13 protein-coding genes are annotated in these 17,236 nt (G+C 70.5%); 8 read left to right on the top strand and 5 right to left on the bottom strand.

Going from position 1 to position 17,236, the window contains the following annotated elements:
• Positions 1 to 177 precede the first annotated feature (177 nt).
• Complete coding sequence (locus ACZ6AA_RS04495; protein WP_471456204.1) at positions 178 to 1,023, top strand: protein phosphatase 2C domain-containing protein; 846 nt, start codon at positions 178 to 180, stop codon at positions 1,021 to 1,023.
• A 267-nt stretch (positions 1,024 to 1,290) separates the two neighbouring features.
• Positions 1,291 to 2,646, top strand: a complete 1,356-nt coding sequence (locus ACZ6AA_RS04490) for a hypothetical protein (RefSeq protein WP_468483970.1) — start codon at positions 1,291 to 1,293, stop codon at positions 2,644 to 2,646.
• Between the two features lie 27 nt (positions 2,647 to 2,673).
• On the opposite strand, the gene ACZ6AA_RS04485 is transcribed toward ACZ6AA_RS04490, so the two are convergent.
• The gene (locus tag ACZ6AA_RS04485) at positions 2,674 to 3,168 is read right to left on the bottom strand and encodes a MarR family winged helix-turn-helix transcriptional regulator (RefSeq protein WP_468452651.1); all 495 of its coding nucleotides are present in this window, start codon (positions 3,166 to 3,168) and stop codon (positions 2,674 to 2,676) included.
• Positions 3,169 to 3,469: 301 nt separating this feature from the next.
• Here ACZ6AA_RS04485 and ACZ6AA_RS04480 point away from each other — a divergent pair, with 301 nt between their 5' ends.
• The gene (locus tag ACZ6AA_RS04480; protein ID WP_468452547.1) at positions 3,470 to 4,309 is read left to right on the top strand and encodes a lysozyme; all 840 of its coding nucleotides are present in this window, start codon (positions 3,470 to 3,472) and stop codon (positions 4,307 to 4,309) included.
• A gap of 178 nt (positions 4,310 to 4,487) precedes the next feature.
• On the opposite strand, the gene lon is transcribed toward ACZ6AA_RS04480, so the two are convergent.
• Positions 4,488 to 6,914 carry an endopeptidase La gene (lon, locus tag ACZ6AA_RS04475; RefSeq protein WP_468452549.1) on the bottom strand — a complete coding sequence of 809 codons (2,427 nt, stop codon included), beginning with the start codon at positions 6,912 to 6,914 and terminating at the stop codon, positions 4,488 to 4,490.
• A gap of 179 nt (positions 6,915 to 7,093) precedes the next feature.
• On the opposite strand from lon, the gene ACZ6AA_RS04470 reads away from it, so the two are divergent.
• The gene (locus tag ACZ6AA_RS04470; RefSeq protein ID WP_471456200.1) at positions 7,094 to 7,792 is read left to right on the top strand and encodes a GNAT family N-acetyltransferase; all 699 of its coding nucleotides are present in this window, start codon (positions 7,094 to 7,096) and stop codon (positions 7,790 to 7,792) included.
• Between the two features lie 111 nt (positions 7,793 to 7,903).
• Here ACZ6AA_RS04470 and ACZ6AA_RS04465 read toward each other — a convergent pair whose 3' ends face one another.
• The 3 genes from ACZ6AA_RS04465 to ACZ6AA_RS04455 all read right to left on the bottom strand — a co-directional run bounded on the left by ACZ6AA_RS04465 (position 7,904) and on the right by ACZ6AA_RS04455 (position 9,954).
• On the bottom strand, positions 7,904 to 8,545 hold the full coding sequence (locus ACZ6AA_RS04465; protein ID WP_471456198.1) for a hypothetical protein: 642 nt from the start codon (positions 8,543 to 8,545) through the stop codon (positions 7,904 to 7,906).
• Positions 8,523 to 8,939, bottom strand: a complete 417-nt coding sequence (locus ACZ6AA_RS04460) for a PadR family transcriptional regulator (RefSeq protein ID WP_468452555.1) — start codon at positions 8,937 to 8,939, stop codon at positions 8,523 to 8,525. Before ACZ6AA_RS04460 ends, ACZ6AA_RS04465 begins: the two co-directional genes overlap by 23 nt.
• 232 nt (positions 8,940 to 9,171) lie before the next feature.
• A complete protein-coding gene (locus ACZ6AA_RS04455) occupies positions 9,172 to 9,954 on the bottom strand; it encodes a rhomboid-like protein (RefSeq protein WP_471456618.1) in 783 nt (260 codons plus the stop codon).
• Positions 9,955 to 10,372: 418 nt separating this feature from the next.
• On the opposite strand from ACZ6AA_RS04455, the gene ACZ6AA_RS04450 reads away from it, so the two are divergent.
• From ACZ6AA_RS04450 to ACZ6AA_RS04435, 4 genes are all read left to right on the top strand, one after another.
• Positions 10,373 to 11,077 (top strand): spermidine synthase family protein, encoded by a 705-nt coding sequence (locus ACZ6AA_RS04450; protein ID WP_471456195.1) that lies wholly within the window; start codon positions 10,373 to 10,375, stop codon positions 11,075 to 11,077.
• 66 nt (positions 11,078 to 11,143) lie between these two features.
• On the top strand, positions 11,144 to 11,884 hold the full coding sequence (locus ACZ6AA_RS04445; protein WP_016641312.1) for a response regulator transcription factor: 741 nt from the start codon (positions 11,144 to 11,146) through the stop codon (positions 11,882 to 11,884).
• A gap of 179 nt (positions 11,885 to 12,063) precedes the next feature.
• A complete protein-coding gene (locus ACZ6AA_RS04440; protein WP_468452655.1) occupies positions 12,064 to 13,113 on the top strand; it encodes a HAMP domain-containing sensor histidine kinase in 1,050 nt (349 codons plus the stop codon).
• Positions 13,114 to 13,411: 298 nt separating this feature from the next.
• Complete coding sequence (locus ACZ6AA_RS04435; RefSeq protein ID WP_468452559.1) at positions 13,412 to 17,221, top strand: multifunctional oxoglutarate decarboxylase/oxoglutarate dehydrogenase thiamine pyrophosphate-binding subunit/dihydrolipoyllysine-residue succinyltransferase subunit; 3,810 nt, start codon at positions 13,412 to 13,414, stop codon at positions 17,219 to 17,221.
• The last annotated feature ends 15 nt before the right edge of the window (positions 17,222 to 17,236 follow it).

Genomic DNA, 17,236 nt, shown 5'->3' with positions numbered 1-17,236 from the left:
CCGCGCGCGGTGTGCCAGTTGGACGTCTGTGGGCGGCTTTGGCAGGATGCGCCGCCACACCGACGTCGGAGTTGATCATTCCGGCCGAAATCCGGCGCCTGACCTGCCGACTCCCCCGCTCCGCCGCCCACCACGCCCGTCCCGGGCGTTGACGCGCGCCTCGGGCAGACTGGCGGAATGCGCATCGAACTGACCACCGAACCCGGCGACCCGGACCGCCCCAACGAGGACTACGCGTCGGTGGCGCTCCCCGCGTCCGGACAGGGCGGATCACTGGTGCTCCTGGACGGGGTGACGCCTCCGTCCGGCGACGCCGGCTGCTCGCACACCGTCCCGTGGTTCACCGCCCGCCTCGGCGGCGCCCTGGGCGAACTGTCCGTTTCACGGCGGGATATGACGCTGCCCGAGATCCTCGCGGCGGCCATCGCGCGCACCGCGGACACCCACCGTGACACCTGTGACCTTTCTCACCCGCGCACCCCGCAGGCGACGGTGGTCCTCGCGCGGTGGGACGCGGAGCGCGTCGAGCACCTGGTCCTGTCGGACTCCGCGCTGCTCGTGGCGGGCGCCGACGGCGAGGTGGAGGCGGTCCTCGACCCGCGGCTCGACCAGCTCCCGGACGCGGTCCGTGAGCAGCGCGACGCCGTTCGGGCGCTGCCGCGCGGCTCGGCGGAGCGGCAGGCGGAGGGGCGCAGGTACGCGGCGGCGGTCGAGGCCCTGCGAAACGCCGAGGGCGGCTTCTTCACGGCGGCGGCGGATCCGGCGGTGGCCGCGCTCGCGGTCACCGGCACCCGCCCCCGCGCGGCCGTCACCGCGCTCGCCGCCCTGACGGACGGCGCCGGGCGCTGGGTCGAGACGTTCCGCGAGGGCAACTGGGCGGACTGCTTCGCGCTGCTGCGCAAGAGCGGGCCGCAGGCGCTGGTGGACCGGGTGCGGGAGCTGGAGCGGGCCGACCCTCAGGGCGCGGTGTTCCCGCGTGGGAAGCGGCATGACGACGCGGCGGTGGTGATCGTGGAGCTGTAGCTCCGCGGGCGCGGGGAGTTACGACCCCGCGGGCGCGGGGAGTTGCGGCCCCGCGGACGTTTCGCCCCCCGCCGACCGGGACACAAACAAAAACAATTCAATTCATCCATTCCCGCAATCGCGGCGAACTGATCTCGGGAACATTTCAACTGAAGCAGAGATCAGGAATTGCCTGTTGAAATTCCATTCCGCGACAGGGAAGGATCAGCGGGCATGGGGAACGCATGACCACATCCGGTCATGTGCCCGCGCACGAAGGAGAATTGAATGTCCCGGCGCATGGCGGCCATCGCGGGTTCGGTACTCGCGGCCGCGCTGGTGCTCAGCGGCTGTGGTTCGGACGACGACAGCGGCGACAGCGAGGAGGGCGGTTCGGGTTCGGCCGGGGCCGAGGCGAAGGTGCTCGCCGAGGTGGCGCAGCCGAAGGTCAGCGAGATGGCCGGGGCCATGGGCATGTGGACGACGGACAAGAATTTCGTCAAGGCCGGGCTCAAGAAGATATCCGGCTATCCATTGGCAGGCGGAAAGGCCGAGTGGGAGGTCCCGCTCACCGGTGAGATCTGCTGGTCGTCCCAGACACCTACCAAGGACGGAAAGGTCGCCGTCGTCTTCCAGAACGACAAGGACGACCCGTCGGTGTGCACGGAAGTCGGCGTGGTCGACATCCGGCGCGGCAAAATGCTCTGGCACAAGCAGGGCGTGAACGCCGACGGCAACGCGGAGATGTTCGACGAGATCACGGTCGGCGGCGGCACGGTCGCCGCGGCGGGCACCAGCGCGAGCGCGGGCTGGAAGCTCGACGGCACGCCCCTGTGGAAGCCGTCCGACGAGACCTGCGACACGGTCGGCCACGCGGGCGACGACACCAAGCTGGTCGCGGTCCGCGACTGCGGCGACACCGACAACCCCAAGCTCCAGGTGGAGACGGTCGACCCGGCGACCCGCGCGGCGAAGTCCACGTACAAGCTGCCGCAGGGCACGGAGTACGTCCACGTGGTCGCCGTCGACCCGCTGGTGCTCGCCGCCGACGACGGCAAGTCGCAGGGCGGGTCCGGGATCTCGCGGTTCATCACCGTCGACGACAGCGCCGCGCGCGGCAAGGAGCTGAGCACGATCCCCGCGGGCGGCGGCAAGCACGGCAAGTACGAGGCCGAGTGCCCGGCCACCGAGGTCACGGGCTGCGCCCAGCTCGCGGTCAGCAAGGAGAAGAACGCGCTGTACCTGGGCACTTCGGAGCCCGCGAGCAGTTCGTCCGAGGCCAGGAACGACCTGGTGTCCTTCGATCTGAAGACCGGCAAGCAGCTGCGCCGGACGCCCGGCTCGGACTCGGGCCGTCTGGTGCCGATCGGCCTCGACGACTCCGGCAAGGTCATCGCGTACCAGGAGGCGAACGTGGCTCGCGAGGAGGGCGGCGGCGTCTGGCGGGCCGACCCGGGCACCCTCAAGGCCGAGCAGGTCCTCCAGCACCCGGCGGACAGCTACGAGATGGAGTCCCGCTTCGAGTCGGACCGCCGCGCCCTCTACACGGGCGGCCGCCTCTACCTGGGCGCGGACCATGTGACGGAGCCGTCGACGGTGTACAAGACGGCGCAGCCGCTGGCGGTGGTGTTCGGGGAGAAGTAGGGACGGCGTCCGGGGAGAAGCAGAGGCCTAGGACTCGGCCCCGGCGTTCAGCTTCCCCAGCAGCCGGGCCAGCTCGGCCACCTCCCCCCGGTCCCACCCGGCGAGCTGCCGGACGTACCGCTCCCGCCGGGCCCCCCGGACCGTCCAGAACCGCTCACGCCCTTCCTCCGTGAGCCGCACGAGCCAGGCCCTGCCGTCGGCGGGGTCTGGCTCGCGCACGACCAGCCCCAGCTGCTCCAGCCCCCGCAGCTGCCTGCTCATCGTCGCCTTGCCGACCCCGATGAACGCGGCGAGATCGGTGGCCCGCCGCGGCCCCGACTCGTCCAGGAACGCCAGCAGCCCGTACGCGGCCGGTTCCAGATCCGGATGCACCTGCCGGGCCATCTCCCCGGACGAGGCCCGCGCCCGGCGCAGCAGCAGCGTCAGCTCCCGTTCCAGGGACAGGAATTCGTGGTCCACACCACCGCCGGACCCGGCCTCGCCCGCCCCGGCACCCTCGCCGCGGCCCGCGTCCTCGCGCATGTCAGCACCCATGCCACACTTTTCCGATCCTGAAAGTTTCCGCCGCCCACGGCCATCGCCGCAGCTCGACCAGTATTTCGCAGGCGTAGACCAACGGCGGGCGCGAGTACCTCTTCCCCTTTCGGGGTCTACGTGCGTAGCGTCATTGATGACATGTTCACACCAGCGACATGTCGACAGGTCCCCCCACCGAGTCCCGTACCCACCGCACGCCCTCCGTACGACGCGGGAACCGTGAACCCCACGTAGGGAAAAGGCGCGCCTGCGCACGCGACTCCACGAGGCCATTCGGAGGCACGCCATGCCCGTGCACAGACCTGGTACCGCCCGTCGCGCCCACCCCGCGGCCGGCATTCTCCTCGCCGTCCTCTCCGCCCTGACCCTCCTCATCACCCTGCCCGGCGCCGCATCGGCCGCCGACGGTGACGACGTCCCGCCGCGCGGCTCCGCCCGCATGGGCATGGGCGTCCTCGAACACGACGGCCAGGGCGGCCGTCCCAGCGGCGGCGACGCCGTCCAGACCGAGGGCGTCGACGTCAGCAGCCACCAGGGCAACGTCAACTGGTCCGCCCTGTGGAACAGCGGCGTGCGGTGGGCCTACGTCAAGGCGACCGAGTCCACCTCCTACAAGAACCCGTACTTCGCCCAGCAGTACAACGGCTCGTACAACATCGGCATGATCCGCGGCGCCTACCACTTCGCCACCCCCGACACCTCAAGCGGCGCCGCCCAGGCCAACTACTTCGCGAGCAACGGTGGCGGCTGGTCCCGCGACGGCAAGACCCTGCCGGGCGCCCTCGACATCGAGTGGAACCCCTACGGCGCGGCCTGCTTCGGCAAGTCCCAGGGCGCGATGGTCGACTGGATCCGCGACTTCCTCACCACCTACAAGGCCCGCACCGGCCGTGACGCCGTCATCTACACCGCAACCAGCTGGTGGAAGCAGTGCACCGGCAACTACGGCGGCTTCGGCAACACCAACCCCCTGTGGATCGCCCGCTACAACACCAGCCCCGGCGAACTCCCGGCCGGCTGGGGCTTCCACACCATGTGGCAGTACACGTCGACCGGCCCCATCGTCGGTGACCACAACAAGTTCAACGGCGCCTACGACAGGGTGCAGGCCCTGGCCAACGGCTGACCGCGCCCTCTCCCGCCCACCCACACCATCACCACCCTTCAGCCACGCCTCCCGTGTGCCCGCTCCCGCCCACCGGGCAGTCGACGCCGCACGGGTGAGCGGTGAGGCCCGGACCCTCCTGGGGGTCCGGGCCTCGCCCTTCCCCGCCGCGCCCGTCACGCCGCGACGGGTGGCTGTGTCACGCCGCCGCCGGAACCCGCACCTCGGCCGGTGCCAGGGCCAGCTCCAGGACCTGGCGGACGTCCGTCACCGCGTGCACGTCCAGCTTCTCCAGGACCTCGGCCGGGACGTCGTCCAAGTCCGGCTCGTTCCGCTTGGGGATCACAACCGTGGTGATCCCCGCCCGGTGCGCGGCGAGCAGCTTCTGCTTCACACCGCCGATGGGCAGCACCCGTCCGGTCAGCGACACCTCACCGGTCATCGCCACATCCGTACGGACCAGGCGGCCGCTGAGCAGCGACGCCAGCGCCGTCGTCATCGTGACGCCCGCGCTCGGCCCGTCCTTCGGCACGGCGCCCGCGGGGAAGTGGATGTGCACGCCCCGCTCCTTCAAGTCGCCCACGGGCAGCTCCAGTTCGGCGCCGCGCGAGCGCAGGAACGACAGCGCGATCTGCGCGGACTCCTTCATCACGTCACCGAGCTGTCCGGTGAGCGTCAGACCCGCCGCACCCGTCTCCGGGTCGGCCAGCGACGCCTCCACGAACAGCACGTCGCCACCGGCCCCGGTGACCGCGAGCCCCGTGGCCACACCGGGCACCGCGGTCCGCCGCTCGGACGGGTCCTGCGCGGACTCCGGCACATGGTGCGGCCGCCCGATCAGCCCGCGCAGCTCGTCCGCGCCGACCGTGAACGGCAGCTCCCGCTCGCCCAGTTCGTGCTGCGCCGCGACCTTGCGGAGCAGCCGGGCGACGGACCGCTCCAGATTGCGCACGCCCGCCTCGCGGGTGTACTCCCCCGCCAGCTTGCGCAGCGCGCCCTCGTCGATCGTCACCTCGCCGTCGCCGAGCCCGGCCCGCTCCAACTGTCGCGGCAGCAGGTGGTCCCGGGCGATGACGACCTTCTCGTCCTCCGTGTACCCGTCGAGCCTGACCAGCTCCATGCGGTCGAGCAGCGCCTCCGGGATGGCCTCGAGCACATTGGCCGTCGCCAGGAACACCACGTCGCTCAGGTCGAGTTCGACCTCCAGGTAGTGGTCGCGGAAGGTGTGGTTCTGCGCCGGGTCGAGCACTTCGAGGAGCGCGGCCGCCGGGTCGCCCCGGAAGTCGGAGCCGACCTTGTCGATCTCGTCGAGCAGCACCACCGGGTTCATGGACCCGGCCTCCTTGATGGCCCGCACGATCCGCCCGGGCAGCGCGCCCACGTACGTACGCCGGTGCCCGCGGATCTCCGCCTCGTCCCGCACACCACCGAGCGCGACCCGCACGAACTTGCGCCCCATGGCGTGCGCCACGGACTCCCCGAGCGATGTCTTGCCGACTCCGGGCGGGCCGACCAGGGCCAGGACCGCGCCACCGCGCCGTCCGCCCACGACTCCCATGCCCCGGTCCGCGCGCCGCTTGCGCACCGCCAGGTACTCGGTGATGCGCTCCTTCACGTCCTGCAGGCCCGCGTGCTCCGCGTCGAGGATCTCCTGGGCGCCCTTGATGTCGTACCCGGAGGCGCTGTCGTCGGTTCGCTCGTTCCACGGCAGTTCGAGCACCGTGTCGAGCCACGTGCGGATCCAGGAGCCCTCGGGCGACTGGTCGCTCGCGCGCTCCAGCTTCTCGACTTCCTTCAGCGCCGCTTCCCGCACGTTCTCCGGCAGGTCGGCGGCCTCGACCCGGGCGCGGTAGTCGTCGGACTCCTCCTCGCCCTCCTTGCCGTCCAGCTCGCGCAGCTCCTTGCGCACCGCCTCCAGCTGGCGCCGCAGCAGGAACTCGCGCTGCTGCTTGTCGACACCCTCCTGCACGTCCTTGGCGATGGACTCGGCCACGTCCTGCTCGGCCAGGTGCTCCCGCAGCTGCTCGGTGGCCAGCCTCAGGCGCGCCGTCGGGTCCTCGGTCTCCAGGAGCTGGACCTTCTGCTCCGTGGTGAGGAACGGCGAGTACCCGGAGTTGTCCGCGAGCGCCGACACGTCGTCGATCTGCTGCACGCGGTCGACCACCTGCCAGGCCCCGCGCTTCTTCAGCCAGCTCGTGGCCAGCGCCTTGTACTCCTTGACCAGCTCGGCGGTGGCACCGGGCAGCGGGTCGGGCACGGTCTCCTCGACCCGCGCGCCCTCCACCCACAGGGCCGCGCCCGGCCCGGTCGTACCCGCACCGATGCGCACCCGCCCGCGAGCGCGGATCAGCGCCCCCGGATCCCCGTCCGCGAGCCGACCGACCTGCTCGACCGTCCCGAGCACGCCCATGCCCGCATACGTCCCGTCGATCCGCGGAACAAGCAGCACCTTCGGCTTGCTACTGCTTCCACTGGACCGCGCGGCGGCCTGCGCGGCCTCCACCGCGGCTCGTACTTCGGCATCGGACAGGTCGAACGGCACCACCATGCCGGGCAGCACGATCTCGTCATCGAGCGGCAGCACGGGCAGAGCGAGCGGTGTGTACGACGTGGACTCAGCAGCCATGATCTCCCCTTCGGCATTCAAGTTGAGCTATACCGACTCAATGCTTATGAGCCTCTGAATGTTCCCCCGGACTTGTTCGCTGTCAGCGATCACCTCTGTCGCCGCCGAAATCCCTCTACGTAAGGTTCTCTCAGCAGTTGCAGCCATTACACGCCAGTCGTCATCTGAAGGGTTGCCCCATGCATGCGACAGAGGGAGCAGCGGGATCCCCCCTTGCGGGCCGCGACGCCGTACGGGCCTGGATCGACGGCTGGGGCGTCTCCCGCGGCACCGCCCCACCGGCCGTGGAGCCCTGGGGCTTCACGATCGACGTCGGCCACATCAAGCACCCTTACCGGCACGTCCTCGGCGCCACCGGCGCGTACGTCCAGGAGTCGGACGTACGCAAGGTCGCCTCATCGGTGACCGGCGCCGACGTCTGGCTGAAGGTCTTCGACTTCCCGGACCGCGTCGCCCCCTGGCTCGGCCCCGAGTGGTGGATCGACCCGGAGGACGGCTACCTGATGACCGTGCCGCTCGCCCCGGTCCCCCCGAACCACCTCGTCGTCCCGGACGGCTATCGGCTCCGCACCTGGTCGCGGGGCGGCGTCTTCCGCGCGATGGTCACCACCACGGACGGCCACTGGGCAGCTCGCGGTCAGATCGCGCCGACCGGCCGCACCGCCGTCGCCGACCAGATCGAGACCTCCCCGCAGCACCGCCGCAGGGGCCTGGGAAGCCTGGTGATGCGCACCCTCGCGGCCGCCGCCGTCGACGAAGGCGCGGAGATCGGCGTACTGGCCGGGACTCCGGAAGGACGCGCCCTCTACGAGTCGCTGGGGTGGCAGGTGGTCGCCGGCCTGACGAGTGCGCGCAGGAAGGGGCCGGAAGAGGCCTGACCCCCTCGACCGCACAGGCCACCCGAGCACCCCTGGGGTACCCCGGCCGCCCAGGCTGCCCCGAGCACCCCTTGAGCGCCCCAGCCACCCCGGCCGCCTTGAGCGCCCCGACTACTCGGCCACCGCCGCCTTTCTCGCGCGGATGTCCACGTAGGCGTAGGGCACCCCGGGCAGCATCAGGAGCAGCGTCGCCCACACGGGCAGCCGGAAAAGCGTGTCGTCGCCCGCGAGCCAGGTGGTGAGTTGGGCGAACCCGATGCCTATCAACCCGACCAGCAGCCATCGCACGAAACCGAGGGTTCCCCGCCGCAGCTCCAGGGCGACGCTGCCCGCGATTATCACTGCGTAGAACGCTATGCGCGGGGCCTCGACGGACAGCGTGAGCGTCCGGTCGAGCAGATGCGTGAAGAGCAGCAGCCCGCCGAGGACGAACGGGATCAGCGCGGCCATCCGCAGCACCCGCAGATGCAGGGGTGTGCGCGCCCGGGCCCAGGAGGCGGCGAAGCCCGGCACGTCCGCGCCCACCACGTCCTCCGGGGAGCGGCCCGCCGCCGCGGCCTCCTCCAGGTGCTCGGAGAGCTCGGCCAGCATCTCGCGCACGGAGGCGTCGTCGATGCCTCTGTACTCCCAGTTGCTTCGGCAGACCGCCAGCACCCGGGCGCGCCCCACCTCACCGGGCACGCCCTCCGGCGCGCGGTCGTCCGCGGTCACGTCGCCGCCGATCGTCGTCTCACTGGTCGTCTGATGTGTCATGCCGTGCCCCTGTATCCCCCGTGTCGCTGTTCCCTGCATCCCCCTGGTCCCCCAAGGTCCTGGAGACGGCCACCGTGAAGGTGCTCCAAGTGGCGCGGCCCGCGGCCAGCTCGGCCGCGCCCGCGTCGGTGAGGCGGTAGTACTTGCGCGGCGCCCCGCCCGCGGCGGACGGAGCGCGATAGGAGTCGACCAGCCCCGCCCGCTCCATCCGGGCGAGCAGGGGGTAGATGCTGCCCTCACTCACCAGGTCGAGGCCGCTCTCGGTGAGGGCCTCCACGAACTCGTACCCATACCGGGGTCGTTCGCCGATGAGCGCGAGCAGGCACAGGTCGAGCACCCCGCGCAGCAACTGACTGCGACGCTGGTCGTGCATCGCGGACAGTTCCTTTGTCATGCGGTACAAGATAGTCGCGAAGTACCTTGCACCGCAAGACATTTATCCGGAGGGCGTCACTCCACGTACATCGCGGCAGAGAAATCGGCCCCATCGGCCACATGAGTGACATCAAGCCCCCGGACCTCATGGGCCTCACAGGACTCACAGGGCTCACAGGACTCGCGGCGGAACGCACGGGACTCAGGGACCGTTCAGCCCCAGCCCCAGCCGCGACCGCAGGCCGGACGACCTACGCGGAAGCGCTCCGTCCATGCCCCCGCAGCAGCGGCCACGTCGCGACCCCCACGACCAGCGCGAGCAGATGGCCCCAGTTGGTCATCGGGTCCGTGAAGGCGATGAGGTCCTGGATCAGCATCCAGCCGAACCCCGCTAGGAGGGCCCAGCGAAGCCACGGCGTGAGGAGCCCGGCGAGCGCGCCGACGCTGGCGGCGACGCCGAAGCTGATGCCGTAGTCGAGGCGGTACGCGGAGCTGCCGGGCAGATGGCCGGCCAGGACCGAGAGCCCGACCGGGACCTCGGTGGCCAGCGTGGCGACGGCGTGCCCGAGCAGGAAGACGCCCGCGGTGCGCAGTCCGCCGACGCGGCGCTCCAGCGCGGTGAGGACCAGCAGGAACACGATGGCGTACGGCGAAGTGATTCCGCCCGCGATCCACAGCGCGCTGGCGACGAGGACGAACATCGGCCGGTCCGCGAGGTGCGCCACGTCCGTGCTCGAACCCTGATGCAGGGAGGAGACGAGGGAGGGGTCGCCGTATTCGGCGAAGAGTGAGGTCAGGAGGAGGACGGCGGCGTATCCGAAGGTGAAGGGCGTACCGGTCGGCGACGGCAGCAGCCGCCACGGCCGCAGCCCGCGCAGCCCCCGAAGCCCCGCCCGCGCCCGGCAGGCCCCGGCTCTCGCCCCGGCACCCGCACCGTGGGCCGCCTCCTCGGGCACCCCCGACACCGGCCCAGCGACAAGCCCCGCCGCGCCCGCACGGCTCGACCCGCCGGCCTGGCTCGGCACCGCGTCCAGCGTCACGAGCCCCGCGGCCCCGAGCAGCGCCTCCGCACCCACGACCCCCGGCAGACCCGCGGCGCCCCCGGCGCCCCCGGCACCCCCGGCGCCCCCGGCACCCGCAGCACCCGCAGCACCCGCAGCACCCGCAGCACCCGCAGAAACCTCGGCCGCCGTTCCGCCGCCGCCACCCTCACCCACGGCGGCGCCCCCGCCCGAAACCCGCACAGACCGGTCCACGCTGAGGCGCTCCTTCCATCACGGCTTCACTGATCTTCCATCACAGAAAGATCACGGGATCACGCTTCACCGATCTTTCCCCTGCTGTCTATGACCGACGCCACGTGAGACGCGACTCACAGGAACTCACAGCAACCTCACACCATTCCCCGGCGTCCCGCAGCACACGCCTGCGGGACAGCAGCAAAATGGGCCGATGCACACCCCGTACCGACCCGATCCCCCCGTGGTTCTCGACCGGCACGAAGGCCCCTACGGCGAAGTCGTGCTGCGCCGCCACGGAGGCCTGTTGCAGATCATTGCCAACGGCATGTTCCTGATGGACACCTCGGACGGCCGCTCCGAGCGGCTCCTCGTCGACGCGGCGTACGACGCCCTGGACGGACGGCCCCGGCCGAGCGTTCTCATCGGCGGTCTGGGCGTCGGCTTCTCCCTCTCCCACGCCGCCAAGGACCCGCGCTGGGGCCGTATTTCCGTGGTCGAGCGCGAGCGGGCCATCATCGACTGGCACCTCGAAGGACCGCTGTCGGAGCTGTCCAGGGAGGCGCTCGCCGACCCGCGCACGGAGATCCTGCACACCGACCTGATCGCATATGTCAACGGCTCATTCGCAGGCGCCAACACCCCTTCCGGCGCATACGACGCCCTGTGCCTCGACATCGACAACGGCCCCGACTGGACCGTCACCGAGGGCAACGAGAGCCTCTACTCCCCCGCCGGCCTCGCCGCCTGCCAGGCCCGTCTGAACCCCGGCGGAGTTCTCGCCGTGTGGTCCGCGCAGCCCTCACCCGCTTTCGACTCCGCTCTACGGAATGCCGGGTTCCAACACGTACGTACGGAAGAGATCCCCGTTGCCCGGGGCGTACCGGACGTGGTTCATCTCGCGACAAGGGCTGCGTAGCCGAGGTGCCGTTACGCCCCGTACTCTGCTGACCGGACACCAAGCGATCACGTCAGGGGCGGGGCGATGGAGCAGACACACACCTCCCACAACAGCGCCACGGCAGCGATGCCCGGCGCCCAGCGCCGGGTTCTGGTGGTCGAGGACGACCCGACGATCGTCGACGCCATCGCCGCCCGGCTGCGCGCCGAGGGTTTCGTCGTGCAAACGGCGGCGGACGGCCCGGCAGCGGTGGACACCGCGCAGGCCTGGCAGCCGGATCTACTGATCCTCGACATCATGCTGCCGGGATTCGACGGTCTGGAGGTCTGCCGACGCGTGCAGGCCCAGCGGCCCGTGCCGGTGCTGATGCTCACCGCGCGGGACGACGAGACGGACATGCTGGTCGGGCTCGGCGTCGGCGCCGACGACTACATGACCAAGCCGTTCTCGATGCGCGAGCTCGCCGCGCGCGTGCACGTGCTGCTGCGCCGGGTCGAGCGGGCCGCGCTGGCCGCCACGACGCCGCGCAGCGGCATCCTGCGCCTGGGCGAGCTGGAGATCGACCACGCGCAGCGGCGTGTGCGAGTGCGCAGCGAGGACGTCCATCTGACGCCCACGGAGTTCGACCTCCTGGTGTGCCTCGCCAACACCCCGCGCGCGGTGCTTTCCCGCGAGCAACTGCTCGCCGAGGTGTGGGACTGGGCCGACGCGTCCGGCACCCGCACCGTCGACAGCCACATCAAGGCCCTGCGCCGCAAGATCGGGGCGGAACGCATCCGTACGGTGCACGGGGTCGGGTACGCCCTGGAGACCCCGACGCCATGACGGCGGACCCGGGCGCCGCCGGCGGCACGGCTCGCGGCGCCCTGAGCGGTACCCCGGGCAGTGCGCACGGCACCCCGGGCGGCACCCCCGGCGGTACGGCGGACGCCGAGCGGGGCACGGTCCGGAAGTGGCGCTGCGACCGGGGCGGGAGCATCGGCCTGAACGGCCCGTTCGCGGGTGTGCGGCCGTTCTCCATCAAGACCAAGCTCGGCACTCTGGTGGTCGTCTCGGTCTTCATCACCACCGGGCTGCTGATGGTGGCCATGGAGACGGAGACCGAGCTCCGCTTCATCACGGTCTTCTCCGTGATCGCGACCCTGCTGATCACGCAGTTCGTCGCCCACAGCCTCACCGCGCCCCTCGACGAGATGAACTCGGTGGCCCGCGCGGTCTCGCACGGCGACTACACGCGCCGCGTGCAGGGGGCCGACCGCCGCGACGAGCTGGGCGACGTGGCGATGACGATCAACCGCATGGCGGACGATCTGGAGGCGCAGGACCAGCAGCGCAAGGAGCTCGTCGCCAACGTCTCGCACGAGCTGCGCACCCCCATCGCCGCGTTGCGCGCCGTCCTGGAGAACGTCGTCGACGGCGTCTCTGCGGCCGACCCGGAGACGATGCGTACGGCCCTGAAGCAGACCGAGCGCCTGGGCCGCCTGGTGGAGACCCTGCTCGACCTGTCGCGCCTGGACAACGGCGTCGTACCGCTCAAGGCGCGGCGCTTCGAAGTGTGGCCCTATCTGTCGGGTGTCCTGAAGGAGGCCAACATGGTGGCCTCCGCGCGCAAAGGGATGACGTCGGGCTCCGGCAGTCACACCCGTACGGACGTGCATCTGCACCTGGACGTGTCGCCTCCGGAGCTGACCGCCCACGCGGACGCCGAGCGGCTTCACCAGGTCGTCGCCAACCTCATCGACAACGCGGTCAAGCACAGCCCGCCGCACGGCCGGGTGACGGTGCTCGCCCGGCGCGGGCGCCACCCGGAGTCCCTGGACCTGGAGGTCCTCGACGAGGGTCCTGGCATCCCCGAGTCGGAGTGGCACCGCGTCTTCGAGCGCTTCAACCGGGGCGCGCACGTCGGTGTCCCGCCGGGCAGCGACGGCGGCACCGGCCTCGGGCTCGCGATCGCGCGCTGGGCGGTCGATCTGCACGGCGGGCACATCGGCGTGGCCGAATCCGCTCGGGGTTGCCGAATTCAGGTCACCCTTCCGGGCCTGCCCGAAGACTGAAGTTGACGTAAGGTTCGAAGCGGAAGCGACCTCTGGGCGCGCGCACGGTGCGCAGAACGGGTCGCAGCCGCGTGTCGACGTACCCAGGACGTGCACAGACGTCCCCACAAGGGCTCCACGCGGCGCCTCGCCGTAGCCGAACTTCGCTTGTTTCCCGCCATTTACAGCCCCGAAACCAGCTTCCCGGTGTGACTTACGCGACGGATGACCGGCCCGGTCTGCACTGCGCGTCGTTGGAGGCGTAGCCTTTATTTCCGCTGTCCATCACCTTGTGAAGCGGAAGAGGGCGGTTGCCGCCGTGTCGCCACAGTCCCCCAGTAACTCGAGCACTTCGACCGACCAAGAAGCGCAGGGCAAGAACCCTGCTGCCGCGTTCGGTCCCAATGAGTGGCTCGTCGACGAGATCTATCAGCAGTACCTCCAGGACCCGAATTCGGTCGACCGTGCCTGGTGGGACTTCTTCGCCGACTACAAGCCGGGCGTGGGCGCCTCCGTCGCCGCCACACCGGCCAAGCCGGCGGGTGACGCGGCCGCGGGGGCCGCGTCCACCACGTCCCCCGCCCCGGCCCCGGCCCCGGCCGCCGCGAAGCCCGCAGCCCCGGCCGCTCCCGCAGCGCAGCCCGCAGCCGCTCCCGCGGCGCAGGCCCCGGCTCCCGCCCCCGCGAAGCCCGCAGCCGCCAAGGCCGCGCCCGCGAAGGCGGAGCCCGCCAAGGGCGCCGCGGACGCCAAGGAGAAGGCGGGTCCCGAGTACGTCCCGCTGCGCGGCCCGTCCGCGGCCGTGGCGAAGAACATGAACGCCTCCCTGGAGGTGCCCACGGCCACGTCCGTGCGCGCGGTCCCGGTGAAGCTGCTGTTCGACAACCGCATCGTCATCAACAACCACCTGAAGCGTGCCCGCGGCGGGAAGATCTCCTTCACGCACCTCATCGGGTACGCGATGGTGCAGGCCATCAAGGCCATGCCGTCGATGAACTACTCCTTCGTGGAGAAGGACGGCAAGCCGACGCTGGTCAAGCCGGAGCACATCAACTTCGGCCTCGCCATCGACCTGGTGAAGCCCAACGGCGACCGCCAACTGGTTGTAGCGGGCATCAAGAAGGCCGAGACCCTGAACTTCTTCGAGTTCTGGCAGGCCTACGAGGACATCGTCCGGCGCGCCCGCGACGGCAAGCTCGGCATGGACGACTTCACCGGCGTCACGGTCTCCCTGACCAACCCCGGTGGCCTCGGCACCGTCCACTCCGTGCCGCGTCTGATGCCCGGCCAGTCGGTCATCATGGGCGTCGGCTCGATGGACTACCCGGCGGAGTTCCAGGGCACGTCCCAGGACACCCTGAACAAGCTGGGCATCTCCAAGGTCATGACGCTGACCTCGACGTACGACCACCGCGTGATCCAAGGTGCGGCGTCCGGCGAGTTCCTGCGCATCGTCGCGAACCTCCTCCTCGGGGAGAACGGCTTCTTCGACGAGATCTTCGAGGCGCTGCGCATCCCCTACGAGCCGGTCCGCTGGCTCAAGGACATCGACGCCAGCCACGACGACGACGTCACCAAGGCCGCCCGGGTCTTCGAGCTGATCCACTCCTACCGCGTCCGCGGCCATGTCATGGCCGACACGGACCCGCTGGAGTACAAGCAGCGCAAGCACCCCGACCTGGACATCACCGAGCACGGCCTGACGCTCTGGGACCTGGAGCGCGAGTTCGCCGTCGGCGGCTTCGCCGGCAAGTCGATGATGAAGCTGCGCGACGTCCTCGGCGTCCTGCGCGACTCGTACTGCCGCACCACCGGCGTCGAGTTCATGCACATCCAGGACCCCAAGCAGCGCAAGTGGCTGCAGGACCGCATCGAGCGCCAGCACGCGTCCAAGCCGGAGCGCGAGGAGCAGCTGCGCATCCTGCGCCGGCTGAACGCCGCCGAGGCCTTCGAGACCTTCCTGCAGACGAAGTACGTCGGCCAGAAGCGCTTCTCCCTGGAGGGCGGCGAGTCCGTCATCCCGCTCCTGGACGCGGTCATCGACAGCGCGGCCGAGTCCCGCCTGGACGAGGTCGTCATCGGCATGGCCCACCGCGGCCGCCTGAACGTCCTCGCCAACATCGTGGGCAAGTCGTACGCCCAGATCTTCCGCGAGTTCGAGGGCAACCTCGACCCGAAGTCGATGCACGGCTCCGGAGACGTCAAGTACCACCTGGGCGCCGAGGGCACCTTCACGGGCCTCGACGGCGAGCAGATCAAGGTCTCCCTGGCCGCCAACCCCTCCCACCTGGAGGCGGTCGACCCGGTCCTTGAGGGGATCGCCCGCGCCAAGCAGGACATCATCAACAAGGGCGGCACGGACTTCACGGTTCTGCCGGTCGCCCTCCACGGAGACGCGGCCTTCGCGGGCCAGGGCGTCGTCGCGGAGACCCTGAACATGTCGCAGCTGCGGGGCTACCGCACCGGCGGCACGGTCCACGTCGTCATCAACAACCAGGTCGGCTTCACGGCCGCTCCGGAGTCATCGCGTTCGTCGATGTACTCCACGGACGTGGCCCGGATGATCGAAGCGCCGATCTTCCACGTGAACGGCGACGACCCGGAGGCCGTCGTCCGCGTCGCGCGGCTCGCCTTCGAGTTCCGCCAGGCGTTCAACAAGGACGTCGTCATCGACCTGATCTGCTACCGCCGCCGCGGACACAACGAGTCCGACAACCCGGCGTTCACGCAGCCGCTGATGTACGACCTGATCGACAAGAAGCGCTCGGTCCGCAAGCTGTACACCGAGTCCCTGATCGGCCGCGGCGACATCACCCTGGAAGAGGCCGAGCAGGCCCTCCAGGACTACCAGGGCCAGCTGGAGAAGGTCTTCACGGAGGTCCGTGAGGCCACCTCGCAGCCCACCCCGGCGGAGGTCCCCGAGCCGCAGGCCGAGTTCCCGGTGGCGGTCAACACGGCGATCTCCCAGGAGGTCGTCAAGCGCATCGCCGAGTCCCAGGTCAACATCCCCGACCACGTCACCGTTCACCCGCGTCTGCTGCCCCAGCTGCAGCGCCGCGCGGCCATGGTCGAGGACGGCACGATCGACTGGGGCATGGGCGAGACCCTGGCCATCGGCTCCCTCCTCCTGGAGGGCACCCCGGTGCGCCTGGCGGGCCAGGACTCCCGCCGCGGCACGTTCGGTCAGCGCCACGCGGTCCTCATCGACCGCAACACGGGCGACGACTACACGCCGCTGCTGTACCTCTCCGAGGACCAGGCCCGCTTCAACGCCTACGACTCGCTGCTCTCCGAGTACGCGGCCATGGGCTTCGAGTACGGCTACTCCCTCGCGCGTCCCGAGTCCCTCGTGATGTGGGAGGCGCAGTTCGGCGACTTCGTCAACGGCGCGCAGACGGTCGTCGACGAGTTCATCTCGTCGGCCGAGCAGAAGTGGGGCCAGACGTCCGGCGTCACCCTGCTGCTGCCGCACGGCTACGAAGGCCAGGGCCCCGACCACTCGTCGGCCCGCCCGGAGCGCTTCCTGCAGCTCTGCGCCCAGAACAACATGACGGTCGCGATGCCGACCCTCCCGTCGAACTACTTCCACCTCCTGCGGTGGCAGGTGCACAACCCGCACCACAAGCCGCTGGTGGTCTTCACCCCGAAGTGGATGCTGCGCCTCAAGGCCGCGGCCTCCAAGACGGAGGAGTTCACGACGGGCGGCTTCCGCCCGGTCATCGGCGACGACTCGGTGGACGTGAACGCGGTCCGCAAGGTCGTCTTCTGCGCCGGCAAGCTCTACTACGAGCTGGAGGCCGAGCGGAAGAAGCGCGGGGTCACGGACACGGCGATCATCCGCATCGAGCGGCTGTACCCGCTGCCGGGTGCCGAGCTCCAGGCCGAGATCGCCAAGTTCCCGAACGCCGAGAAGTACCTGTGGGCCCAGGAGGAGCCGGCGAACCAGGGCGCGTGGCCCTTCATCGCCCTCAACCTGATCGACCACCTGGACCTGGCGGTCGGCGCCGACATCCCGCACGACGAGCGTCTGCGCCGCATCTCGCGGCCGCACGGCTCGTCCCCGGCGGTCGGCTCCAAGAAGCGCCACGAGCAGGAGCAGGAGCAGCTCCTGAACGAGGTCTTCGAGGCCTAGTCCGCGGCGGTCACC

This window comes from Streptomyces sp. NPDC040610, from assembly GCF_055594065.1.
The sequence above is the reverse complement of the archived record's forward strand: the minus strand, read 5'-3'. Positions and strand labels throughout refer to the sequence as shown.